Source organism: Alexandriicola marinus (assembly GCF_004000435.1).
GTDB lineage: Bacteria > Pseudomonadota > Alphaproteobacteria > Rhodobacterales > Rhodobacteraceae > Alexandriicola > Alexandriicola marinus.
Genome location: NZ_RBVZ01000007.1, coordinates 97,754 through 119,980, shown reverse-complemented (window position 1 = coordinate 119,980; position 22,227 = coordinate 97,754). Strand labels below are relative to the sequence as shown.

22 protein-coding genes are annotated in these 22,227 nt (G+C 64.6%); 13 read left to right on the top strand and 9 right to left on the bottom strand.

Translation table 11 applies throughout. The features are described 5' to 3' along the window. The 6 genes from EP376_RS17650 to EP376_RS17625 form a co-directional block, all read left to right on the top strand. Positions 1–390, top strand: a 390-nt coding sequence (locus tag EP376_RS17650) for an ABC transporter permease (protein ID WP_164744972.1), incomplete at its 5' end; no start/stop codon positions are given. A 4-nt stretch (positions 391–394) separates the two neighbouring features. Continuing rightward, positions 395–1,330, top strand: coding sequence for an ABC transporter permease (locus EP376_RS17645; protein ID WP_127656946.1), 936 nt, complete (start codon positions 395–397; stop codon positions 1,328–1,330). A 5-nt stretch (positions 1,331–1,335) separates the two neighbouring features. Then, positions 1,336–2,346 (top strand): ABC transporter ATP-binding protein, encoded by a 1,011-nt coding sequence (locus tag EP376_RS17640; RefSeq protein WP_127656945.1) that lies wholly within the window; start codon positions 1,336–1,338, stop codon positions 2,344–2,346. Continuing rightward, positions 2,333–3,343: an ABC transporter ATP-binding protein gene (locus EP376_RS17635; RefSeq protein ID WP_127656944.1), complete on the top strand. Its 1,011-nt coding sequence runs from the start codon at positions 2,333–2,335 to the stop codon at positions 3,341–3,343. The genes EP376_RS17640 and EP376_RS17635 overlap by 14 nt, the downstream gene beginning before the upstream one ends. Positions 3,344–3,369: 26 nt before the next feature. Next, positions 3,370–4,299, top strand: coding sequence for a dihydrodipicolinate synthase family protein (locus EP376_RS17630; RefSeq protein ID WP_127656943.1), 930 nt, complete (start codon positions 3,370–3,372; stop codon positions 4,297–4,299). Positions 4,300–4,614: 315 nt separating this feature from the next. After that, the gene (locus EP376_RS17625; protein ID WP_127656942.1) at positions 4,615–5,877 is read left to right on the top strand and encodes a SulP family inorganic anion transporter; all 1,263 of its coding nucleotides are present in this window, start codon (positions 4,615–4,617) and stop codon (positions 5,875–5,877) included. Between the two features lie 105 nt (positions 5,878–5,982). Here the strand turns inward: EP376_RS17625 and EP376_RS17620 are convergent, their stop codons facing one another. Continuing rightward, on the bottom strand, positions 5,983–7,011 hold the full coding sequence (locus EP376_RS17620; protein ID WP_127656941.1) for an amidohydrolase family protein: 1,029 nt from the start codon (positions 7,009–7,011) through the stop codon (positions 5,983–5,985). A 65-nt stretch (positions 7,012–7,076) separates the two neighbouring features. On the opposite strand from EP376_RS17620, the gene EP376_RS17615 reads away from it, so the two are divergent. Then, entirely contained in the window at positions 7,077–8,381 is a 1,305-nt protein-coding gene (locus tag EP376_RS17615) for an aminotransferase class III-fold pyridoxal phosphate-dependent enzyme (protein WP_127656940.1), read from the top strand. 4 nt (positions 8,382–8,385) lie between these two features. Here EP376_RS17615 and EP376_RS17610 read toward each other — a convergent pair whose 3' ends face one another. After that, complete coding sequence (locus EP376_RS17610) at positions 8,386–9,159, bottom strand: helix-turn-helix transcriptional regulator (protein WP_127656939.1); 774 nt, start codon at positions 9,157–9,159, stop codon at positions 8,386–8,388. Positions 9,160–9,274: 115 nt separating this feature from the next. On the opposite strand from EP376_RS17610, the gene EP376_RS17605 reads away from it, so the two are divergent. Then, a complete protein-coding gene (locus EP376_RS17605; RefSeq protein WP_127656938.1) occupies positions 9,275–10,042 on the top strand; it encodes a phytanoyl-CoA dioxygenase family protein in 768 nt (255 codons plus the stop codon). A 1-nt stretch (position 10,043) separates the two neighbouring features. After that, positions 10,044–10,982 (top strand): dihydrodipicolinate synthase family protein, encoded by a 939-nt coding sequence (locus tag EP376_RS17600; protein WP_127656937.1) that lies wholly within the window; start codon positions 10,044–10,046, stop codon positions 10,980–10,982. A 100-nt stretch (positions 10,983–11,082) separates the two neighbouring features. On the opposite strand, the gene EP376_RS17595 is transcribed toward EP376_RS17600, so the two are convergent. From EP376_RS17595 to EP376_RS17585, 3 genes are all read right to left on the bottom strand, one after another. Further along, positions 11,083–12,225 (bottom strand): hypothetical protein, encoded by a 1,143-nt coding sequence (locus EP376_RS17595; RefSeq protein ID WP_127656936.1) that lies wholly within the window; start codon positions 12,223–12,225, stop codon positions 11,083–11,085. Between the two features lie 176 nt (positions 12,226–12,401). Next, positions 12,402–13,166 carry an SDR family NAD(P)-dependent oxidoreductase gene (locus EP376_RS17590; protein ID WP_127656935.1) on the bottom strand — a complete coding sequence of 255 codons (765 nt, stop codon included), beginning with the start codon at positions 13,164–13,166 and terminating at the stop codon, positions 12,402–12,404. Then, the gene (locus tag EP376_RS17585; protein WP_164744971.1) at positions 13,163–14,269 is read right to left on the bottom strand and encodes a pyridoxal-phosphate dependent enzyme; all 1,107 of its coding nucleotides are present in this window, start codon (positions 14,267–14,269) and stop codon (positions 13,163–13,165) included. The genes EP376_RS17590 and EP376_RS17585 overlap by 4 nt, the downstream gene beginning before the upstream one ends. A gap of 126 nt (positions 14,270–14,395) precedes the next feature. Between EP376_RS17585 and EP376_RS17580 the strand changes: the two genes are divergently transcribed. Beyond that, positions 14,396–15,247: an SMP-30/gluconolactonase/LRE family protein gene (locus tag EP376_RS17580; RefSeq protein ID WP_127656933.1), complete on the top strand. Its 852-nt coding sequence runs from the start codon at positions 14,396–14,398 to the stop codon at positions 15,245–15,247. On the opposite strand, the gene EP376_RS17575 is transcribed toward EP376_RS17580, so the two are convergent. Beyond that, the gene (locus tag EP376_RS17575; protein WP_164744970.1) at positions 15,244–16,179 is read right to left on the bottom strand and encodes a succinylglutamate desuccinylase/aspartoacylase family protein; all 936 of its coding nucleotides are present in this window, start codon (positions 16,177–16,179) and stop codon (positions 15,244–15,246) included. The two genes, EP376_RS17580 and EP376_RS17575, sit on opposite strands and share 4 nt — an antisense overlap. A gap of 110 nt (positions 16,180–16,289) precedes the next feature. Between EP376_RS17575 and EP376_RS17570 the strand changes: the two genes are divergently transcribed. The 3 genes from EP376_RS17570 (at position 16,290) to EP376_RS17560 (ending at position 19,533) form a co-directional block, all read left to right on the top strand. Continuing rightward, positions 16,290–17,786 (top strand): M81 family metallopeptidase, encoded by a 1,497-nt coding sequence (locus EP376_RS17570; protein WP_127656931.1) that lies wholly within the window; start codon positions 16,290–16,292, stop codon positions 17,784–17,786. 9 nt (positions 17,787–17,795) lie between these two features. After that, complete coding sequence (locus EP376_RS17565; protein WP_127656930.1) at positions 17,796–18,773, top strand: mannonate dehydratase; 978 nt, start codon at positions 17,796–17,798, stop codon at positions 18,771–18,773. Positions 18,774–18,867: 94 nt separating this feature from the next. Continuing rightward, entirely contained in the window at positions 18,868–19,533 is a 666-nt protein-coding gene (locus EP376_RS17560) for an RraA family protein (protein WP_127656929.1), read from the top strand. Between the two features lie 14 nt (positions 19,534–19,547). Here the strand turns inward: EP376_RS17560 and EP376_RS17555 are convergent, their stop codons facing one another. The 3 genes from EP376_RS17555 to EP376_RS17545 form a co-directional block, all read right to left on the bottom strand. Next, positions 19,548–20,339, bottom strand: a complete 792-nt coding sequence (locus EP376_RS17555; protein WP_127656928.1) for an ABC transporter permease — start codon at positions 20,337–20,339, stop codon at positions 19,548–19,550. Continuing rightward, complete coding sequence (locus EP376_RS17550; protein WP_127656927.1) at positions 20,336–21,316, bottom strand: ATP-binding cassette domain-containing protein; 981 nt, start codon at positions 21,314–21,316, stop codon at positions 20,336–20,338. The genes EP376_RS17555 and EP376_RS17550 overlap by 4 nt, the downstream gene beginning before the upstream one ends. A gap of 67 nt (positions 21,317–21,383) precedes the next feature. Beyond that, the gene (locus tag EP376_RS17545; protein WP_127656926.1) at positions 21,384–22,160 is read right to left on the bottom strand and encodes an SDR family oxidoreductase; all 777 of its coding nucleotides are present in this window, start codon (positions 22,158–22,160) and stop codon (positions 21,384–21,386) included. Positions 22,161–22,227: the final 67 nt, after the last annotated feature.

The window sequence follows — 22,227 nt, the reverse complement described above, 5'->3', positions numbered from 1 at the left end:
GTGCTGTCGATCATGATGACGGCGGGCGTCATGCGTTATGCCCGCTCCTCGATGCTTGATGCGCTGAGCCGCGATTTCATCCGCACCGCCCGGTCCAAGGGCATGCCGGAATGGCGGGTCAATATCCTGCACGGGTTCCGCGTGGCGCTGACGCCGGTGATCGTGCTGATCGGGTTCCGGCTTCCGGTTCTGATCGGCGGATCGGTGATCATCGAACAGGTGTTCCAGTGGCCCGGCATCGGCAAGGAATTCGTCTCGGCGGTGCGCAGTCAGGATTATCCGCTGGTCATGATGGTTGCGCTCTTCTCGGTTCTGGCCGTTCTGATCGCGAGCCTCATCGTCGATCTTCTGACCGCGATCATCGATCCGCGCGTTCGGCTGGGCGAATAGCGCCATGACGGATGCCAATGCCACACGCCCCAGAACGCGGCGCGATGCCCAGTTCGACAAGATCCGCGACCGCGAGGCGGCGCTGGCCGGAACCAGGCAGCGCACCGGCCGGTTCATGTCGAAGTTTCTCAACAACCGTCTGGCGGTCGTGGGCTTCGTGATCTTCGCCGTGATCTGCCTGATGAGCCTTTTCGCGCCGCTGATCGCGCAGCATGACCCGATGTCGCCCAACCTGCGCGCCATCGCCAAGCCGCCTTCGGCCGAGCATTGGTTCGGCACCGACAAGACGGGCCGCGACGTCTTTGCCCGGGTCCTTTACGGGGGGCGGGTCTCGATCCTCGTGGGGCTGGGAAGTGCCCTTCTGTCGGCCATCATCGGCGTGATCATCGGTGTCTATTCCGGCTATGTCGGTGGCTGGCTCGACTGGATCGCGATGCGGATCTCGGAAATCTTCATGTCGTTTCCGCAGATCATTCTCGTCTTGCTGCTGGTGGCGATCCTCGGGCAATCCCTGCTGAACCTGATCGTGATCTTCACGCTGACGGGCTGGGGCGGCATCTACCGGATGGCGCGCGCGCGGATGCTGTCGATCCGCGAAGAGGAATACGTGCAGGCACTGCGCAGCTTTGGCCTCGGGCCCGCGCGGATCGCCTATAAACACATGCTGCCCAATGCGCTTGGGCCGATCATGGTCAACATCACCCTGTCGACGGCGGCCTTCATCCTTCAGGAGGCGGGGCTGAGCTTTCTGGGCCTTGGCGTCCCGCTGTCGATCCCGACCTGGGGCAACATCCTGAACGCGGCGCAGGATCTGCGCGTGCTCGAGCAGAACTGGTGGATCTGGCTTCCTGTGGGGGCCACGATTTCGCTGTTCGTGCTGAGCGTGAATTTCATCGGAGACGGGCTGCGCGATGCGACCGACCCGTCCCAGCAGGGGTAGGGGCGATGGCAAACGACGTCGCCCTCACCGTCAAGGGGCTCAAGACCTACATCTACACCAACAACCGCTGCAACCGCGCGCTTGACGGTGTGTCGTTCGAGATCCGGCAGGGCAAGACCCTGTGCATCGTGGGCGAAAGCGGCTGCGGCAAAAGCGTGACGGCCGCCTCGATCATGCAGCTTTTGCCGACGCTGAGCCGGATCGAGGAGGGAGAGATCACCTATCACGGCCCGGACGGGCCTGTCCGGATCGACCAGTTGCCGCGCGATGGTGCAAAGATGCGCGCCATCCGGGGCAAGGAAATCGCGATGATCTTTCAGGATCCGATGACGGCGCTCAACCCCGTCTATTCGATCGGGTTCCAGATCAAGGAAATGCTGAAATACCACACCGGCCTTGGCCGGTCGGACAGGCATTCCAAGGCCATCGATCTTCTGCGGTCGATGGGCATTCCGCTGCCCGAAAAACGGGTCAACGAATATCCGCATCTCTATTCGGGCGGCATGCGGCAGCGGGCGATGATTGCCATCGCCATGTCGTGCAACCCCCGCATCCTGATCGCGGACGAGCCGACGACTGCGCTCGACGTGACGATTCAGGCCCAGATCTTCGAGTTGATGGATACGCTCAAGCGCGACCACGGCACCGCGATCATGCTGATCACCCATGACATGGGCGTGGTGGCCGAACTGGCCGATGACGTGGCCGTCATGTACATGGGCAACATCGTCGAGGCCGGTCCGGTGGGCAAGGTCCTGCGCAACCCGGTGCATCCCTATACCCGCGCGCTACTGGATTCGATCCCGGTTCTGGGCCGGGGTAAGGATCAGGAGATCAAGGCCATCCCGGGCCAGACCCCCGATCCCTACAACCGGCCCGAGGGCTGCCAGTTCGCCGACCGCTGCGCCTATCGGATCGGGGCCTGCGACCAGATGCCGGACGAGACGCAGGTCGCCCCCGATCATCGCGTGATGTGCTGGCGCTACGAGGAGTTTGCGGCCGATGCAGCCGAATGACCCGATCCTGAAGCTGCGCGACGTGCAGGTGCATTTCCCGGTGAAGACGGGTGTCTTCAAACGGGTGACGGGCCATGTCCGCGCGGTCGACGGCGTCGACCTCGATGTGCGGCGCGGTGAGGTTCTGGGCCTTGTCGGTGAAAGCGGTTGCGGCAAGACGACGCTCGGCAAGGCGATCCTGCAACTCGTCCGGGCGACGCAGGGCACCGTCACCTATTCGGGCGAGGACGGCGAGACCGAGCTTACCTCGCTCGATGACGCAGGGCTGTTTCGCTTCCGCAAACGGCTTCAGATCGTGTTTCAGGATCCCCATTCCTCGCTGAACCCGGCATTCACCATCTTTGGCTCGCTCGAGGATCCGCTTCGCCACTACGGGGTCAAGACCCGGGAGGAACGCCGCAAGATCGTGGGCGATCTGCTCGAGGCGGTGAACATGCGCCGCGAGTCGATGGATCGCTATCCGCACGAGTTTTCGGGCGGACAGAGGCAGCGGATCGGCATTGCCCGCGCGCTCAGCATTGAGCCCGAACTCATCGTCTGCGACGAGGCCGTGAGCGCGCTCGACGTGTCGATCCAGGCGCAGGTGCTTCAGCTTCTGATGGAGCTGAAACGCGAAAAGAACCTGACCTATGTGTTCATCACCCACGATCTGAGCGTGACCGAATATCTCTGCGACCGGATCGCGGTGATGTATCTGGGCAAGATCGTGGAGCTGTGCGACGCCGAGGATCTTTATGCCAACACGCTGCACCCCTATTCCGAAGCGCTCCTCTCGGCCATTCCCGTGGCCGATCTCGACAAGAAGTCACGCCGGATCGTGCTTCAGGGCGATGTGCCAAGCCCGGTGAACCCGCCGTCGGGCTGCCCGTTCCATCCGCGCTGCCGCTATGCCGTGGATCGCTGCAAGACCGAGGTGCCAGAGTTGCGCCGCTTCAAGTCGGCCAAGGGCGAACACATGGCGGCCTGCCACCTGATCGATCAACCACTGGCGGAGTAACCGCCCAGAACCGAAAGCCCATAGATATGGCGAAATTTGCGATCCACGATTTCAAGGGCGTGATCCCCGCCCTTGTCACGCCGTTCGACCTTGATGGCAGCCTGAACGAAGGGCTGCTGCGGGGCATCACCGCGTCGCTGGTGGCGCGCGGCGTCGATGGTCTTTACCTGACCGGCTCGACCGGCGAAGGCTTCATGATGAGCCCCGAGGAACGGATGCGCGCGGTCGAAACCGTCTGCGCGGAGGTCGCGGGCCGCATTCCCGTCATGGTCCATGTGGGCGCGATCAGCACCTACCAGACCGTCGCGCTCGCCCGTCAGGCCGAGGCTGCGGGCGCCGATGCGATCTCGTCGGTGCCGCCGATCTACTGGCCCTTCACGCCCGATCAGGTCGCAAATTACTATGCCGACGTGACGGCCTCCACGTCATTGCCGATGGTCGTCTACAAGATCGCGCTCGCGGGCGAGATCGGGTTCGAGCTTCTGGCCCGGCTGGCCGCCATGCCGGGGATCGAAGGGGTCAAATACACCGCCCCCACCCATTTCGAGATCGGCCGCATCAAGACCGAGATCGGCCCCGATTTCCGGGTCTTTTCCGGCGCCGACGAAATGGCGATGTCGGGGCTGGCCTTCGGGGCCGATGGCTTGATCGGGTCGTTCTACAACATCATCCCCGAGCTTTATGCCGATATCGTCGCGGCCATGGCCGAAGACCGGATCGCGGATGCCAAGGCGTTGCAGGACAAGGCCAACGCCATCATCTTCTTCACGCTCAAGCAATATCCGATGTCGGCGGTCAAGCGGATCATGGCGTGGCAGGGCGCCGATGCCGGCTATTGCCGCAAGCCGTTCGACAATTACGAAACGCCCGAGGCGGAAGCCGCGCTCAAGGACGCCTACCGCGCCTTCCGCGACGCGCATGGCCTCGCCGAAATCGGGTTTCTGCCGGACCTTTAGAGGGCCGCAACCGAAAAGAGGTTCCTTCTCCACCCTTCGCGGGTGGGCCAATTCAGGGAATCTAGACCATTGGGCCGATGTCGCCTAGGCTGCAGCGAACGGCGTTGCTTCGTATGAAACTGAAAAAACAACCATGAAGGCCGAAGACCGGCTGGCAGTCGTGACCGGCCCAAATCCGTCCCTTGATTGCTCTGTCGCGAATGACTGTCTAGAGCCCATACCTCCCGGTTCTTGTGGTTCGGCGATTGTCGGCTTCTCTGTCATCCAACGAAACTTCCGCTACATCCCTGTCTCCGGCTTAGTTATGCTTTTGAAATGAAGCCGAAAATCCTGACGACACTTCAAACCTACGATGGCCCGACATTCCGGGCGGATGTTTTGGCTGGGGTTACTGTGGCCATGGTTGCGCTCCCGCTCAGCCTGGCCATCGCAATCGCGTCGGGCGCATCCCCTGCGCAAGGTCTGGTCACAGCCATCGTCGCGGGTTTCCTGATCTCGCTTCTGGGAGGAAGCCGGGTGCAGATTGGGGGGCCAACCGGTGCATTCATCGTCGTTGTCTACGGCGTGATTGCCGATCATGGGTATGATGGGCTGGTATTGGCAACATTCATGGCCGGGGTGATCCTGCTAGTCGGGGGGTGCCTGCGGGCAGGTCGGCTGATGCGCCTTGTCCCGGAACCCGTCATCAACGGCTTCACCATCGGTATCGCGGTCATAATTGCCACCAGCCAGCTCAACGATCTTTTCGGTCTGTCCATTGGCACCGTTCCAGCAGAGTTCTTCGGTAAGGTGGACGCCCTCTGGAGTGCACGCGACAGCACCAACGTCGCGGCACTTTGTATCGGGATCGCTTCGATGATCCTGATTGTCACCTTTCGAAGGCTGGCACCAAGACTACCCGGTCTGATTGTCGCGATCGCCGCGACTTCTGCCGTTGTCGCTGTGATGGCGCTGCCCGTGGACACGATCCATTCCCGGTTCGGCGATCTGCCAAGCAACCTTCCGCTCCCGTCCTTGCCGGAGGTCAGTTTGGCACGGGTGACAGAGTTGTTGCCAAGCGCTTTCGTCATCGCCTTCCTCGCCGGGATCGAGTCCCTTCTGTCGGCAATGGTGGCGGACAGGATGATACAGGGGCACCACCGGCCAAACGCCGAGCTGCTCGCACAAGGAGCCGCGAATATCGGGTCATCGCTGTTTGGCGGTCTGCCCGCGACCGGCGCGATTGCCCGAACGGCGACGAATGTGCGCGCGGGCGGCAAGACCCCCGTCGCAGGTCTCGTTCACGCCTTGACGATCCTTGTCGTCATGCTGATCGCCGCACCCCTTGCAGGCTATCTCGCGATGCCAGCACTGGCGGGCTTGCTCATCCTGACAGCTTGGAACATGAGCGAACCGCACAGATGGGCGGGTTACCTGAAAGAGCGGCGCTCCGACCAATTTCTACTCGTCCTGACACTTGTCCTGACGGTGGTGGCCGATCTGACGGTCGCCATCGGCGTGGGCGTCGCGGTTGGTCTGGCGATGCACTTGCAACGGCGCGACATGCCCCCTTCGGATTGGGACGTACCGAGTAGGTGAAAGGGTAGTTTCTCCAAAGCGGTCATCTGACGATGTCGCTCAGAAAACCGGCCGGATGTCTGACAGTCTATGACCGCCGGGGCTCCTCGCGTCAGACCAAGAGCCCTAATGCCTCGGCACGGAATCGACCAGCGCGCGGGCGGTGTCGTGGAAGAGGGCCTTCCGCTGCGCCCAGGTCAGGCCGATCTGGCGGGCGCCGCGCTTCATGGCGCGGAGTTGCTCGTAGCGGATGAAGGTCATGTCGGGCAGACAATGGCCCAGTGTCAGGCTGTGATTGCCGGGGTGCAGCAGGCTCCATGCCCGGCCGAAGGCGATGTATTTGCCGCGCATCGGGCCGATCAGGTCGTCGCTGCCGTACATCACCCGGTCGACGCCGACCCCGGTATAGAGCGCATCGAGCGCATCGGCCTCGCAGACGGTGGAGGTATCGTACCAGATGTTCGGGATGCCACGCAGGGAAGCTGCCGCCGCTTCGATTGCCCAGGCGGAATAGCTGCGCGCGCAATGGGCAAGGCACCATTTGGCGCCCGGATAGCGCTCGGTCAGATCGCGCAGGTCGCGGATGTTGTCCGGGTCCGCGATGGCGTCGCGTTTGGACAGGTGCATCATGATGATGAGACCCAGCTCATCGGCCAGCGCGATCTGCGGTTCGGGCAGGAAGTCCGTGATCCGGGCCTCCGCAGGCGGCGCGCCGCGGGCGTAGACAAGATAGGGTTTCAGCCCGATCAGACCGGTCCGCGCTAGCGTCGTGCGGATGTGCTCGACCGTCATCTCCGGTTGGACGAGCATCAGCCCCGCCGATCGCGGGGCGCCCGAGACCTCGGCCGCGATAAGCGCATTGGCGGCCTCGGTATCGATCGGGCGTGGATAGGGGAACGGAAAGGACAGCCGGTCGACCTCGCGCCCCGGCATCAGGGCCGCATCGACGGCATCGGCAATCGTCCGTGTGGCACTCGGGAAATAGGTGCCGATGCTCGGCGCATAGGGGCCGGTGGCCTTGGCGTGATCGGTGTAATGGGTCCAGTCATGCAGATGCGTATGGACATCGAAGACCTGTGCGGGAACGAAGTCGTTCAGCTCCTCCTCCCATATCCGGGTGTCGAGTGCGCAAGGGGCCCAATGCGGATCGCTCATCTTCGTGCCTTGTGATGGATCATGTTAACATCATAACATGATAACACTGACGCAGGGAGGATGCGATGAACAAGGGGCAAGCGCTCTGGGATCGGGCGAAATCGGTCATCCCCGGCGGCAACATGCTGCTGTCCAAGCGGCCCGAGATGCATTTGCCCGATATCTGGCCCGCCTATTTCTCGCGCGCGGCGGGGGTGACGGTCTGGGATCTGGAGGATCGGGCATTCACCGACATGTCGCTGATGAGCGTGGGTACCAATACGCTGGGCTATGGCCATCCGTCGGTCGATGCCGCGGTGCGCGGCGTGATCGACGCGGGCAACATGTCGACCCTCAACGCCCCCGAAGAGGTGGCGCTGGCCGAACGTCTGGTGGCGCTGCATCCATGGGCCGAAATGGCCCGTTTCGCCCGTTCGGGCGGGGAGGCCAATGCCATTGCGATCCGCATCGCCCGCGCGGCCAGCGGGCGCGACGGCGTGGCGATCTGCGGCTATCACGGCTGGCATGACTGGTATCTGGCCGCCAATCTTGGCGATGCGGCCGGCCTGGACGGGCATCTGCTGCCCGGCCTTGATCCGGCGGGTGTTCCGCGTGATCTGGCGGGCTCGGTCTTTCCGTTTGCCTACAACGATCTGGAAGCGCTGAAATCGCTGGTCACGGACCAGAAGATCGGCGTCATCAAGATGGAGGTGTCACGCAGCGCCGATCCCGCCCCCGGTTTTCTTCAGGCCGTCCGCGACATCGCGGATGCGCATGGCATCGTCCTGATCTTTGACGAATGCACCTCGGGTTTCCGGCAGGCCTTTGGCGGGTTGCACAAGATTTACGGCGTCGATCCCGATATGGCCGTCTTTGGCAAGGCGCTGGGCAATGGCTATGCGATTACCGCCGTGATCGGGCGGCGCGCGGTCATGGATGCGGCGCAATCGACCTTCATCAGTTCCACCTTCTGGACCGAGAGGATCGGCCCCGTCGCGGCGCTTGCCACGCTCGATGCGATGGAAGACTGCCGCTCATGGGAGGTCATCACCGAAACCGGGCGCGAGATCACCCGCCGCTGGCAGGACCTTGCCGCCTCGCATGGTCTGACGATCCGCACACGGGGCCTGCCGGCTCTGACCGGCTTTGACATTCCGGGCGCGCGTGGGCCGATCTACAAGACGCTGATCACGCAGGAAATGCTCAAGGCCGGATACCTTGCGGGCACCAGTGTCTATGTCTGCACGGAACACCGGCCCGACGTGGTGGATCGCTATTTCGAGGCGCTGGATCCGGTCTTCGCCCTGATTGCCGAGTGCGAGGACGGGCGCGATCCGGAGGCGCTGCTTGACGGGCCGGTGTGTCATTCGGGCTTTTCGAGGCTCGCCTGAGCGTTCAGGCGAAGGGTCGCGCATGGCGGCGAAAGCCGCCCGGGGTCATTCCGCGCGATTGCTGGAACGCCGCGCTCAGCGTTTCGGCATGGCCATAGCCGACCTGCCGGGCGATCTCGGCCAGCGTCAGGCCCGTCGTTGCCAGAAGCGCCTCTGCCCGTGTCAGCCGCAATTCGCGAAGGTGCGCCCCGGCGGGAGTGCCATGAACCTCGCGGTGGAGCGTGCGCAGCGCGCTTTCGCGCAATCCGATCAGGGCGGCCACATCCACGAGGCTGCGCATCCCCCCGAGGTTCGCGGCGGCCTGATCCCAGGCCTGCGCCAGCCGCTGCGCCCGGCGGTCGCGTTCGGGCGCGCCGGTGCCTGCGTCAAAACCGTCGAGGATCGCGCGCAGGAGCCGCGTCCGCCGCTCTGTCGCTTCGGGGCTGTCCTTGGCCAGCCTGAGCGCGAGGCGGACAAGCGCCTGCAGATCGATCCGCTCGGGCACCGGCGCACGCCGATGGCCCGCCCCCTCGGCCCCGCTCATCCGGAAATGGCAGACCGAGGCGGTCGCGGCACCGCCCACCGCCTCGCCGGAAAACGGGGTTCCCGGCAGGATCAGGATCCCGTCAGGGGCCGACAGGTCGACGTGGTCTCCGTCCTCGAACCTGATGCGCGCGCGGCCTTGATGAATCCACAGCAGATCGTGGAACGGCCATGTGACCGGGCCGATCGGAAGGCGCCGGTCAAAGCGGCCATAGGCATGGCGCAAAAGGGCCGTGATGTCCCGATCCTTGGTCATGGGGCCGATATTGCCCCGGATTTGTCGATATTCCTAGTCTGGCGTCGGATCTCTGGCTGCGCGGTTCCGCGGTCTTCGTGCTTCGATATCCCGCAACAGGGGAGAGAGATGACAGATGTCCGATCTTGAGATGAATGACCTCGCGGCCGGGTTTGCGCGCGATGGATACATGGCGCTGCAACCGCTGTTCGATGCGGACAAGATGGCCGAAATCAACGCAGAGCTTGACCGTTACATCGCTGACGTGATGCCCACCATGCCGGTCGAGGAGGTCTATTTCGAGAACCGGGACGATCGCTCCACGCTCAAGCAGATGCAGAAGCTGTCGGTCTATGACGCCTATTTCCGCGAGTTGATGGAAAACAGCGTCATCCGTGATCTGGCCTCGGCTGCAATGGGCGAGGCGGCGGTCCCGCAGAACCTGCAATATTTCAACAAGCCGGCCGGCATCGGCCAGCCCACCCCGCCGCATCAGGATGGGTATTACTTTCACCTGTCGCCCTGCAAGGCGGTGACGGGCTGGCTCGCTCTGGAACCGGTGGACGAGGAAAACGGCTGCATCCACTATGTCCGGGGCTCACACAAGGCGGGCGGCTTCCGGCCTCATGGCCGGTCGAACGTGCTGGGCTTTTCGCAGGGCCTGACGGATTTCGGCACCGAGGACGACAAGGCCAACACCGTGGCCTTTCCCGGCGATGCGGGCACGTTCCTCATGCATGACGCGCATATCATCCACTGGGCCGGGCCGAACGTCTCGCCCGACCGGTCGCGCCGGGCGCTGGGCTTTGTGTATTTCGGCGAGAGCGCGCGGATCGACGAGGCGTCGAAGGCTGCCTACAAGGCGCGGCTCGAGGCCGAGTTGCGCGCCGAAGGGAAGATCTGAGATGTCGGGATTTCGACCCCGGGGCATCTGGGGTGCTGTTCTTCTGCCGGTTCAGGGTGGGGATCAGATCGACATGGGCGCTCTGGCAGAGCTGGTCGATATCCTTTGCGCCTCGGGCGTGGCGGGCATCTATACCAATGGCACGGCGGCCGAGTTCTTCAACCAGACCGAGGCGGAGTTCGACGCGATCACCGATCTTGCGCTTGGCGTCGCGGGCCGGGCAGGGGTTCCGGTCCAGATCGGTGTCAGCAATTCCAACCCGCGCGTAGCCCGCGAAAGGCTGCGCCGGATCGCGGAAAGTGACGCGGTCGCCGCGCAGATCACGCTGCCCGATTGGTGGCCCCCGTCCGAGACCGAACAGGCCCGGTTCATCGACGGCATGAGCGAGGCATCGGACGGATTGCCGCTGATCCTGTATAATCCACCCACCGCCAAGGTTCGGCTCGACGTGCCCGGCATCGCCCGGCTGCGCGCGCGCAGCGCATCGCTCGTGGGCGTCAAGGTCGCGGGGGGCGATGCGGCTTGGTATGCACAGCGGCGCGAGATGCTGGGTGACATGTCTGTCTTTGTCGCCGGTCACACCGTGGCCTTCGGGCGGCCCCTCGGGGCCGACGGCGCCTATTCCAACGTGGCCTGCCTGTCGCCTGCCGGGGCGATGCGTCACTGGGACATGGCCGAGACCGACCCCGAGGCCGCCCGCGATGTCGAGGATCGCTTCCGCCGGTTCTTGCACGAAACCATGATCCCGCTGGCTCGCGATCACGGCCTGTCGGACGCCGCCCTCGACAAGGCGATGGCCGCGGCGGGCGGCTGGGCCCCGGTCGGGCCCGACCTGCTCTGGCCCTATTCAGGCGCGACGCCCGGGATGGTCGAGGCGATCCGCGCAAGCGCGCAAGACCTGCTGTCCGACCTGATGGAAGGTCGGGCGAATTCCTCCTGACGTAAGGTTCCCGTCGGAAGGCGGATATCGGACACAGGCCTCTTCCCGAGTGACAACGTCAGATGACCGCAAGGAGCCCGGAGCGGAAGTGGTTCTCAGCCTAAATTCCGAAGTCAAACAGTCTTGAAGAGTATCGCGCGTAAAGACAGGCTATGTCGTCTGCGCACTGATCTCGTCTGGAAAGCCATGCCCTTTGAGACGGCAAGAATTCTTGGGAGCGAGATGCAGCAAGATTTTCGCGATAGTAGAAGTACAAGTTGGCCATCGCTCTGTCCATTGCCCACAGATCAGGCGTGTCGCAAACTGCGAACTCTGTGCGCGTTGATGATCTCGAGCAGTCATAGCTCGGACCTAGAATTCCAGTTTGCAGCCCATCTCTGCGCAGACTTTGCTCAGTCGAAAGGCACCAACGTACAAATCCTTGTTGTCTGATGTCTGCCTTGGTGACCGCGACATACTCTCCCAGTAAGTGCGCAAAAATTGCCCCACCGAAGATTCGATGCCCACGATCTAAGACCTCTTTTGCTTGGTCTTGCCAAAATTCACCATTTACCGAGAAAAGCGTTGTACAATTTTCTGCCAAGGCAATGTATTCGGAAACTTGGCGGGTGATACGACGCGGTGTTGGACGCTCACTTGGCGAAATGGTACCATTCGAACTCTGAATATAGACATCGATACTCAGGGCCTGTGCAATTTCTGGCGTGATATCCAAGAGCTCCTCGTTGGGGCCCGCAAAAGTAAAATAGCGGATTGCATCGGCGCTGAGACCGATTTCATTCAAAAACGCTCCAATTTGAGCATTTGCCATGCCAGATTCAGATGTTTCGACGCTTCCGTCCGTAGAGTTTCTCATACGATAAGCAGCATGCACGCTGATATCCGCATCAGGAGACATATAGCGGCGCCCTCCTGCAACCCACATTATAGCACAGATCGAGTGGCAGCCGGACCCATCGAGTACCAAAGTAGTGTATTCACGGATCGCGATTTCTGCGGCAATGGAAATGCCGGTCGAGACTATCCCTCCTGGTGACTCCAAAACCACTGTTGCGCGAGGGGTTTCCTCGGCTATCTCAAAAAAACGACTGTCGTCGCCTTCTTCGATAGGACCTCTAACCAGAATCGCTTTTTGGTTGGGGTCAAGGCCCGGTACAACTTCGATTTCGGCGGCGTTCAACTCCCCCACAGACGTGGTTAAACATACGGCGAGTGAAACCAGTAGAAAAAATATCAGCCGCATCTCTTGCTCCAAATTCGGTTCGATTGCACGTTACTATCAAATGCGCTGGCGGGGGTAGTTGATTGAAAGGAACGAAAGGCCGCTCCGGCCGCATAGCCGCTTCGAGAGGCGCCGTCCGCCCCCCGTGACGCCGGGGAAACTGCCGGAGCGGGGACCCTTGGTGCAGGTGGCGACGCCTAGTAGAGCAGAAAGCCGCCATCGGCGCGCAGAACCTCGCCGGTGACGAAACTTGCCGCCGGACTGGCGAGAAAGGCGATGACCTCGGCCATTTCCTCGGGCGTGCCGGGGCGGCCCAAGGGGGTCGTCCGGACGAAGGGCGATGTGGGCGTATCGCCGCTTTGCCATCCCGATTTCAGCGCGTCGGTCGTCTCGGTCCGGATGTCGCCGGGTGCGATGGCGTTGACCCGTATCCCCGCCTCTGCCCATTCCAGCGCCAGGCTGCGCGTCAGCGCGTCGATCCCGGCCTTGGTGGCGCAATAAGCGGCCCCGTTGAACTGTGCCGCACTGCCTCCGACGGACGAGACATTGACGATCGACCCGCCGCTGTCGCGCAGCAGCGAATAGGCCTTCTGCGCCATTGCGAAGGCCGCGGTGAGATTGACACTGACGATCCGTTCGAAATGATCGAGGCTTTGCGTCGCGGCCGGCGCGAGCGCGGCCTGCCCGATGATGGCCGCGTTGTTGACCAGCAGATCCAGCCGTCCGAACCGTGCCTCGATCGTGTCGAACAGCGCGTCCCGGGCCGCGGCGTCGGTCACGTCCATGGGCACGGACAGGGCGGTGACGCCCGATGCGGTCAGCTCATCGGCCACCTTGTTCAATGGCGCGGCATCGATCCCGCACAGGACGATCGTCGCGCCATCCCGGGCAAAGCGGCGGCAGGTCGCGGCGCCGATGCCCGTGCCGGCCCCGGTGATGAGGACAACCTGTTTCGCCGTCATGATGCTGCCTCCGGGGTGGGCTGGAATGTGCCGGGCAGGTCGGATCGCCCGATCCGGATCGCGTCGCCACCCATGGATTGCATCGTGCCGGGATCCTTGAAGCCGTGGCCTGTCAGGATGCAGATCGCGGGGCGGTCGCCCGTCAATTGCCCCTCCCGCGCCGCGGCCAACGCGCCCGCGACGCCGACGGCACCCGCCGGCTCGACAAGGATGCCTTCCTCCTGAGCCAGCCTGCGTTGCACGGCGCGGATCTCGTCCTCGTCGATCACATGGCCGGTGCCGCCGGTGGCGCGCGCGTGGCGGATCACCTCGTGTCCGTCCAGAATGAACCCCACGCCAAGCCCGCTGATCGTGGTCGAGGTCGCGACGGGGCGGGCCTCTGTCGCGCCCTCGCGCAGGGGCGTGGCCACGGTATCGTTTCCCTCGGGCTGGACGGCATGGATCCGTGGGCTTGCCCCTGTCAGGCCCGCGCCGCGCAGATCGTCATATCCACGCGCGATCGCCACATGCAGGCCGCCGCCGCCCACCGGAACGAAGACATCGGCTGCGTCGGGCGCATCCGCGTGTAGCTCGTAGGCGATGGTCTTGATCCCCTCCATCGGGCCGGGGCAGATCGCATAGGCGGTAATGAAGAGGGTCAGGCCGCGGGCCTCGGCCTCCCGCTCCAGCATCTCAGAGATTGCGCGGCTTTCCTCGGGGTCGATCGTGAACCGGTCGACCCGGTAGACCCGTGCCCCGTAGGCCAGCATCTGGGCCAGTTTGCCCTCGGGCGCATTTTCCGAGACATAGAGCGCGCAATCCATCCCGGCCGAGGCGGCAAAGGCCGCAAGTGCGGCGCCTGTGTTGCCAGACGAGGTGGCGATGCAGGACGTCGCGCCGCCGCAAAGCGCTTCTCCGATCGCCAGTCCCGCGAACCTGTCCTTGTAGGACCCGGTCGGGTTCAGCTGCTCCATCTTGAAGCGCAGATCGGGGATGCCGGCCTTGGGGCCGATGGACCGGCTCCGCACCAGCGGCGTGAAGCCCTGACCCAGATCAATGGCGCGGTCCAGCCCCGGAACGGGCAGGAAATCCGCATGGCGCAGATATAGGCCGTCACGCGCCATCATGGCTCTCCCGGTTGATACGGGCCAAGCCTAGGGGCGTGGGGGGCGGAACTCAAGCCGGGCGGCTTGGCCGCGGGGCTGAAATGGGCCAGTCTTTTCCAATGATGGACTGGAAGGGCACATGACATGACGCAAGTGACGGCGGCGCCTGTGGGCAGCCTTCGGGCGGGCCTTGGCGAAGGCCCGGTCTGGGACGACGCAGCAGGGCTCTTGCGCTGGATAGATATCCGGCTCTGCCGACTTTATGCCACCGATATCGCGACCGGCGAGACGACATTCCGCGACCTGACCGGATCGCCCGGTTGCGCCGCGCTGACGGATGACGGCGCGATTCTTCTGGCGATCGGGCAGGGGCTGTTGGTTATGTCCGCGAATGGCGACCTGCGCTCGGTTGCGGCCTTGCCGCCGGGGATGCCGGGGCGCTTCAACGATGGCAAGCCCGACGCCGCGGGGCGGTTCTGGGTCGGGACGGCGACGGCCGAGGGGCAGTTCGATTGCGCCCTGTGGTGCCATGACCCGGGGGCGGGATTCTCGCAGCGGCTGCCGGGCATCTCGATGTCGAACGGCATCGGCTGGAGCCCGGATCGCCGACGAATGTATTATGTGGATTCCGTGACGCAAAGGCTCGATGCCTTTGCCCATGACCCCGAGACGGGCGCGATCTCGGACCGTCGCGCGATCTGCAGCTTGCCGGGCGATCAGCTGCCCGACGGGCTATGCGTCGATGCCGAAGGCGGGATCTGGCTGGCCGTCTGGGGGGGCGCCTGCGTGCTGCATCTGTCGCCCGAGGGGCGCGAACTGGGCCGTGTAAGCCTGCCCACGCCATTGGTGACCAGCTGCGCCTTCGGCGGGCCGGCGTATCGGACGCTCTTCATCACCACTGCATCCGAGGATGAAGACGATCCCTATGCGGGACGGCTCTTTGCGGCGGATGTGGGCGTTGCGGGCATGGCGCCCGACCGGGTGCGGTTGCGCTAATCGTCGGGATGGGCGCTGGCCATCAGCAGATCGCCCTGTGATACCCAGCGGCTGCGGCGCAGGAACATGGCGATGCCATCGGCCTCGGCTGGGACGGAGGCCAGAACGCGCCCGTCCAGATCGGTGATGTCGAAACAGATGTCGCCCTTGCTCAGAGGCGCCAGCAGGTCGACCCGGCAATGGCAAAGGCCCGAGACCGGCGCCATGATCGCATGATCCAGATCGCCGCTGCCCGCCACCTGGCGCGGGGCTGGGCCGGGGTCGGGGCGCTGGTCGAGCATCCCCAGATGCGCCATGATCCCGCGCACGCCGGCCTCGTATCGCGACACGATCTCCGGCGGCGGGACGATCCCCCCACCGGCCTCGATATAGATCGCGGGAATGCCCGCATCTTGCGCCTCCGACAGGGTGCGGCCGGGCGGCAGGGGGGCGGGGTGGCGCCACACCACGGGCGCGCCGAAGGCCCGGGCCATGGCCCGGGCAGCGCCCCCCGTCGCGGCGGCATCGCCATAGCCCGCGAAAAGCGGGCAATGCACCGGCCCGCCTCCGCTGTGCAGATCGATCAGCACATCGGCCGGACGGATCACATGCCGCGCGATCAGCGCGGCCAGAACCTCGGTCGGGCTGCCCCCGGGGTCACCGGGAAAACAGCGCGCGAGGTTGCGCCCGTCGGAGGGCGAACACCGGGTCGAGGCGGCAAGCGCCTCGGGATTGGCGGCGGGGCAGAGTATCAACGTCCCCGCCATCTCGGCAGGGTCGAGGGACTGCATCAGCGCCGACAGCGTCAGCGGCCCTTCCAGCTCGTCACCATGAACCGCGCCGATCAGCGCCAGAACCGGCCCCGCACGCGCGCCCTTCAGGGTAAAGATGCGCAAGGGATGGTCGGGAAGCGCCGTTGTAAGGCGCGTCTCACGCAGGCCTGGATTGGTCATTTCGGTGACCTCACGTTTCTGGGGCGCGCGCAGGCGCTTGCGCGATCTGCCACCCGGGTTCAACATGACCTGATGGAACCACATTCCCCATCTGATCCGAAAGCGCAAACATGACCGGTTCCGGTGCGCAGGGCCGTCGCGTGGCCGTGGCCTCGATCATGCAGGAGACGAACACCTTCTCGCCGATCCCCACGACGGTCGCGCTCTTTGAGAGCTACTACATCCACCGGGGCTCAGAGATGCGCGAGGGCTTTGGAGCGGCCCGGGTCGAGGTGCCGGCCGTTCTCGCCACGCTCGATGCGGCGGGTGTCGAGGCTGTGCCCCTGATCGCGGCCTATGCCGCGGCCGCGGGGCCCATGCAGCGGCCAGATTTCGAACGTCTCGTCTCGGAGATCGAAACCCGGCTCGACGCGGCGGGTCGGGTCGACGGGTTGATCCTCGTGCTGCACGGGGCGCTCGTGATCGAGGATCAGCCGGACGGCGATGGCGAGATCATCGCCCGGATGCGGGCGCGCCTGCCAGAGGGGGTGCCGATCGGCGTCTCGCTGGATCTGCACGGGCATATCACGCCCCTGATGCTTCAGCCCGAGACGTTCCACGTGGGCTATCAATGCTATCCGCATACCGACATGTTCGAGACGGGCGAACGGGTGGCCCGGCTGATGATCGACACGCTCGAGGGTCGGTGCCGCCCGGTCATGGCGCTGGCCAAATGTCCGGTGATCGTGCCGCCTGTCTGCGGACGCACGACCGATGGCCCGCTGTCGGAGGTCGCCCGGGCCGCGCGCCGGATGGAGGCCGATGGGCTTGTCCGCCATGCCTCGATCTTTCCGGTTCAGCCTTGGATCGACGTCCCCGATCTGGGATTTGCGGCGCTTGTCTGCGCCGACGGCGATCAGGGGGCCGCACAGGCCGCCGCCGACACGCTGGCGCAGATGGTCATGGATGTTCGCGATGAATTCCCGCTCGGCCTCACGCCACTTGCGGAGGTGATCCGCATTGCCCATTCGAGCGACGGCATGACCCTTGCCGCCGACACGGGCGACGCGCCCACCGGCGGGGCCGCGGCCGATAACGTGGCGGTCCTGCGCGCGGTGCTGGAGACTGGCGCCGACCGCAAACCGGGCCTTACCCTTCTGACGTTGTGCGACCCGCAGGCGGCGGGCCTTGCCCATCAGGCGGGGGTCGACCGGGAGATCGAGGTCGCGCTGGGCCACCGCTTCTCTGTCCTCGATGGTGCGCCCCTGATCGTGACGGCCAAGGTCATATCGGTTTCTGACGGGCGCTACGTGATGTCTGATGCCGGAGCACAGGGGCTTGCCATGGACATGGGGCCCACGGCGGTTCTGGGGATCGGGCAGGTCCGCGTTCTTGTCCGCAGTCGCCCCTCAATGGAGTGGGACCGCGCGATGTATCTGTCGCAGGGGCTCGATCCGGCGGCGGCCAGCCTGGTCTTCGTCAAGTCGCCCTCGCATTTCCGGGAGAGTTTCGGCCCGCTTGCCGCGCGTATCCTTCTGGCCGACACGCCGGGGCCGACGCGGGCCGATATCGGGCAATTGCCCTATCGCCGGGTGACACGGCCGCTGTCACCCCTTGATCCGATCTAGGAGGTCCCGATGCGCCTGACCCTCGTGGCGAACCCGCCCGATGACACGAACCTTCGGGTGCTGCGCCAGCTGGGCGTGGAGGAGGCCGTGCATTACGACATGACAGGCCTGCCCGAGGATGGCGCAGCACTTGACGCGATCGCGGCCCGATATCGGGATATCGGCCTGAAATGGACAATCGCGGAATCGGGCCCGCCCATCGACCGGATCGTCATGGGCAAGGATGGCTGGCAGGACCAGACCGAACGCTACAAGCGCACCTTGGGTCATCTGGGCCGGCTTGGGGTCGAGGTGGTGGCCTACAACTTCATGCCGCAGGTCTTTGACGATGCGATGGTCGTGCGCACCGCGATGGACCGTCAGACCCGGGGCGGGGCGCTGACCAGCGGTTTTCGCATGGCTGACCTTGCGGCGCTCGACCTGCACCACGACGAAGAGCCGATCCCGCGCGACAGGATGTGGGACAATCTCGAACGGTTCCTGCACGACGTGGTCCCCGCCGCCGAAGCCGCCGATGTCCGGCTGGCGCTGCATCCCGATGATCCGCCCCTGCCGGAAATGTGCGGGCTTCAGCGGATTGCCGGGAGCGTCGAGGATTTCGACCGCATCCTCGGGATATCGTCGAGCCCGGCCAATGCCATGACCTTTTGCATGGGCTGTTTCGCGGAGGCCGGCCACGACATCCCGGCACTGGTGCGCCGCTGGCAGGGACGGATCGGTTTCGTCCATGTGCGCGACATCCGCGGCAGCTGGGACGATTTCATCGAGACCTTTCCCGATGACGGGCAGACGGATCTGTTCGCGGTGTTCCGGGCCCTTGTCGAGACGGGCTATGACGGCCCGATCCGCAGTGATCACGCGCCGCTTCTGGCCTGCGATGACGGCGCCAACGACGGCTATGCGATGAGCGGACATATCTTCGCACTCGGCTATCTTCGGGGGCTTGCCGATGCGGCCGTTCGCGAAGGTCAGGGCACGGGAGTTTAGGGCTTGAACAGGGGGGCGATGCCGCCCAGTCTTCGCATGTCATCCGATGGGCCAACCGCCAGATGATGACAGCTGCCAACCGGAAGGACACGACATGAAAGATCGCCTCGAGACCCTGAAAACCTGCGCCGAAGAGCTGTATTCCGCCGTGATCTGCGACACGCTCGACAGCATGGGACTGCGGCGGCAGGCGCTCGATCCCGGGCTTCGCGCGGTGGGCGAGGGCATGTCGATCGCGGGGTTCGCCCGCGTCGGGATCTACATGCCGATCTATCACGACGACGAGACCGTGAATGTCTACGAGCACGAGATCACGCTTGTCGACAGCCTTCAGCCCGGGGAGGTGCCCGTCATCTCGTGCAACGGCAACCTTGGCATCGCGCCCTGGGGCGAATTGCTGTCGACGCGCGCGCAGTACCTGCAAAGCCCGGGCTGCATCACCGATGGCTGCGTCCGCGACGTGAGGCAGATCCGCGAGATGGGCTATCCCGTCTTTTCGGGCGGTACCAACCCCGTCGATACCAAGTACCGGGGCAAGATGATGTGGCTTGACGTGCCCTGCGTCATCGGCGGTGTGACGGTCAATTCCGGCGATCTTGTCGTGGCCGATATCGACGGGATCGTCTTTGTTCCGGCGGAGAGGATCGACGAGGTCATGGAAGGCGCGCTGTCCAAGGTGCGTTCCGAAAACACGGTGCGGGAGGAGCTTCGCGCAGGCCACAGCCTCGCCGAGGTCTTCGAGCGGCACGGGATCCTCTAGCCGGGGGCCGCGCCTCAGGACCGCCGGTAGAGCCTGAGAGACAGTGGCATGAGGATCAGCGCCAGAACGGCCGGCGCCAGAAGCGCCAGACCGACGGCGCCTGCCGTGACGGTCCCGTCCATCAGCCCCCGGACCGCCGTCACGATCCATGTGACCGGATTGGCCCGGACGAAGGCTTCGAGCCAGCCCGGCATCGTCGCGGGATCGACCATCACGTTCGAGGCAAAGACGAGGGGGAACAACACGGTAAAGCCCAGCGTCATCACCGTGGTCGGCGTGCGCACCAGCAGGCCCAGAACGATGAAGCACCAGCCAAAGCCAAAGCCCACGGCCAGAAGGACAAGGAACGCCCCGACCACGCCGATCAGCCCGGAATCCGCGCGGTAGCCAAGTGCCAGCCCGATGCCGAGGATGATCCCTCCCGCGATCAGATGACGCAGGAAATCGCCCACGATCAGTCCGGCAAAGGGTGCAAGCGACCAGATCGGCAGCGACCGGAACCTGTCGAAAAGGCCCTTCGACAGGTCCGTCGACAGGCCCATCCCGGAATAGACCGCGTTGAACAGGACCGTCTGAACAAGGATGCCCGGCAACAGGTATTGCAGGTAATTGCCCGTCGATCCCGCCAGCGCCCCACCAAAGACGAAGGTGAACAGAAGCGTGAACATGATCGGCGTCATTACCAGATCGAACAGCTGTTCCGGCACGTGCTTGAATTTCAGAACCGCGCGCCAGCCGAAGGTCAGCGCGTTGGACAGGGGCCCCGGAGGGGTGGGGCGCTCGACCCGGGTGAAGGATTTGGTCACGGCGCGTCTCCTTCGGTGTCGTCGGCTGGTCGTCCGGTGAGGGCAAAGAACACCTCTTCCAGCGAGGGGGCCCCCATCTCGAAATCCGTCACCTCGAAGCCCGCTTCGATCAGGGCCGAAAGTGCTGCATTGGCGGCGGCGGGGGTGTCGACCATCACCGACAGGTGCGTGTCTTCGGCGTTGCGATTGACCTCGTGGCCAAGACTGTCGGCCAGAAGCGCGGCGGCAGCATCAAGCCGTGACGGATCGGCCAGCGCCACCGACAGGAAACCCGCGCCGACCTCGGCCTTCAATTCGCGGCTCGTGCCTTCGGCGATCTTGCGGCCATGATCGATCACGGCGATGCGGCGGGCCAGCTGATCGGCCTCTTCGAGGTATTGCGTCGTCAGAAGGATCGTCACGCCCGATTCCGCCAGTTGCCGGATCAGACGCCAGACCTTTTGCCGCGCGGTCGGGTCGAGCCCGGTCGTCGGCTCGTCAAGGAACAGAACCCCCGGTGTCACGATCAGCGAGGCCGCGATATCGAGCCTGCGCCGCATGCCGCCCGAGTAATCCTTGACCTGTCGCGTGGCGGCATCGGCCAGATCGAAGGCGTCGAGCAATTCGGCCGCGCGGGCCTTTGATCCGGCGCGGGAAAACCCCCACAGGCGGGCCAGCAGGATCAGGTTCTCGCGCCCTGTCAGGTCTTCGTCGAGCGAGGCGAACTGGCCGGTCAACGCGATCTGACTGCGGACGCCCGCCGGATCCTGCGCCAGATCGCGGCCGAGGATCGTGGCGGTTCCTCCGTCAGGCACGATCAGTGTGGCGAGCATCCGCATCAGGGTCGTCTTGCCCGCGCCGTTGGGGCCGAGGATCGCGAAAATCTCACCCTCCGGCACGTCGAGGTCGATCCCGTCGACGGCCTTGAGATGGCCGAAGGATTTCGAAAGCCCCCGGGCGGCAACGGCCATGGCGGGCCTTGTCTGGCTGTCTTTCATCGCGCTGCGCTTTCGGGTTGCGGGTTCCGCTCACCCTAACCCGAGTGGGCGGCGGGGAACAGGCCGCTCAGACAAGGGCCTGAAGGTCCGCATCGACGCTGATCGCCTGACCGGAGATCGTGCGCCCGCGCGGAGAGGCAAGGAACAGCATCATTTCGGCCAGCTGCTCGGGGGCGATCATCTCGCGGATCGAGCCCTGATCGAGCATCCCGGCCTCCACGTCTTCGAAGGTCCTGCCCATCGTCTCGGCCTTGGCCGCGATGACGCGGTTGATCCGGTCGCCGGCCACGACGCCGGGCAGGATCGCGTTGCAGCGGATGCCGAAACCGCCCAGCTCGCGCGAGATCGTCTTGGTAAAGCCGATCACCCCCCATTTCGCCGCCGCATAGGCGGACCGGTTGGGGAAGCCGTATTTCCCGGCAGCCGACGACAGGTTGATGATCGAGGGATTGCTAGAGGCGCGCAGATGCGCCACGGCAAGGCGCGTCGTATAGAACTGGCTGTTGAGGCAGACCGCGATGCATTCTTCCCAGCCGTCGGGGTCCATCTCGTGGACGGGGGCGGTCGGCCCCGCGATGCCCGCGTTGTTCACCAGACAATCCAGCCCACCCAGACGGGCGACCGTTTCGTCGATCAGGGCTGCCACGGCGGTCCGGTCGGAGACGTCGCAGATGCTGGTGCTGAGCCCGGGCACATCGCGCCCGATGGCTGCGAGGGCCTCGGCATCGACATCGCAGACATGCACGCGCGCGCCCTCGGCATGGAAGGCACGCGCCACCGCAGCCCCGATGCCGGACGCGCCTGCCGTGACCAGAACGCGCATATCCTTCAGGCCCATATCCATGGCGATCTCCTCCGTTTGGGTCGAATAACGGGCGTGACGTGGGGTGGTGTCAATCCCCGCTGCGCCC

Coding starts and splice junctions, on each gene's coding strand:
- EP376_RS17645 (WP_127656946.1), top strand. CDS start 395: ATGACGGATGCCAATGCCACACGCCCCAGAACGCGGCGCGATGCCCAG.
- EP376_RS17640 (WP_127656945.1), top strand. CDS start 1,336: ATGGCAAACGACGTCGCCCTCACCGTCAAGGGGCTCAAGACCTACATC.
- EP376_RS17635 (WP_127656944.1), top strand. CDS start 2,333: ATGCAGCCGAATGACCCGATCCTGAAGCTGCGCGACGTGCAGGTGCAT.
- EP376_RS17630 (WP_127656943.1), top strand. CDS start 3,370: ATGGCGAAATTTGCGATCCACGATTTCAAGGGCGTGATCCCCGCCCTT.
- EP376_RS17625 (WP_127656942.1), top strand. CDS start 4,615: ATGAAGCCGAAAATCCTGACGACACTTCAAACCTACGATGGCCCGACA.
- EP376_RS17620 (WP_127656941.1), bottom strand. CDS start 7,011: ATGAGCGATCCGCATTGGGCCCCTTGCGCACTCGACACCCGGATATGG.
- EP376_RS17615 (WP_127656940.1), top strand. CDS start 7,077: ATGAACAAGGGGCAAGCGCTCTGGGATCGGGCGAAATCGGTCATCCCC.
- EP376_RS17610 (WP_127656939.1), bottom strand. CDS start 9,159: ATGACCAAGGATCGGGACATCACGGCCCTTTTGCGCCATGCCTATGGC.
- EP376_RS17605 (WP_127656938.1), top strand. CDS start 9,275: ATGTCCGATCTTGAGATGAATGACCTCGCGGCCGGGTTTGCGCGCGAT.
- EP376_RS17600 (WP_127656937.1), top strand. CDS start 10,044: ATGTCGGGATTTCGACCCCGGGGCATCTGGGGTGCTGTTCTTCTGCCG.
- EP376_RS17595 (WP_127656936.1), bottom strand. CDS start 12,225: ATGCGGCTGATATTTTTTCTACTGGTTTCACTCGCCGTATGTTTAACC.
- EP376_RS17590 (WP_127656935.1), bottom strand. CDS start 13,166: ATGACGGCGAAACAGGTTGTCCTCATCACCGGGGCCGGCACGGGCATC.
- EP376_RS17585 (WP_164744971.1), bottom strand. CDS start 14,269: ATGGCGCGTGACGGCCTATATCTGCGCCATGCGGATTTCCTGCCCGTT.
- EP376_RS17580 (WP_127656933.1), top strand. CDS start 14,396: ATGACGCAAGTGACGGCGGCGCCTGTGGGCAGCCTTCGGGCGGGCCTT.
- EP376_RS17575 (WP_164744970.1), bottom strand. CDS start 16,179: ATGACCAATCCAGGCCTGCGTGAGACGCGCCTTACAACGGCGCTTCCC.
- EP376_RS17570 (WP_127656931.1), top strand. CDS start 16,290: ATGACCGGTTCCGGTGCGCAGGGCCGTCGCGTGGCCGTGGCCTCGATC.
- EP376_RS17565 (WP_127656930.1), top strand. CDS start 17,796: ATGCGCCTGACCCTCGTGGCGAACCCGCCCGATGACACGAACCTTCGG.
- EP376_RS17560 (WP_127656929.1), top strand. CDS start 18,868: ATGAAAGATCGCCTCGAGACCCTGAAAACCTGCGCCGAAGAGCTGTAT.
- EP376_RS17550 (WP_127656927.1), bottom strand. CDS start 21,316: ATGAAAGACAGCCAGACAAGGCCCGCCATGGCCGTTGCCGCCCGGGGG.
- EP376_RS17545 (WP_127656926.1), bottom strand. CDS start 22,160: ATGGATATGGGCCTGAAGGATATGCGCGTTCTGGTCACGGCAGGCGCG.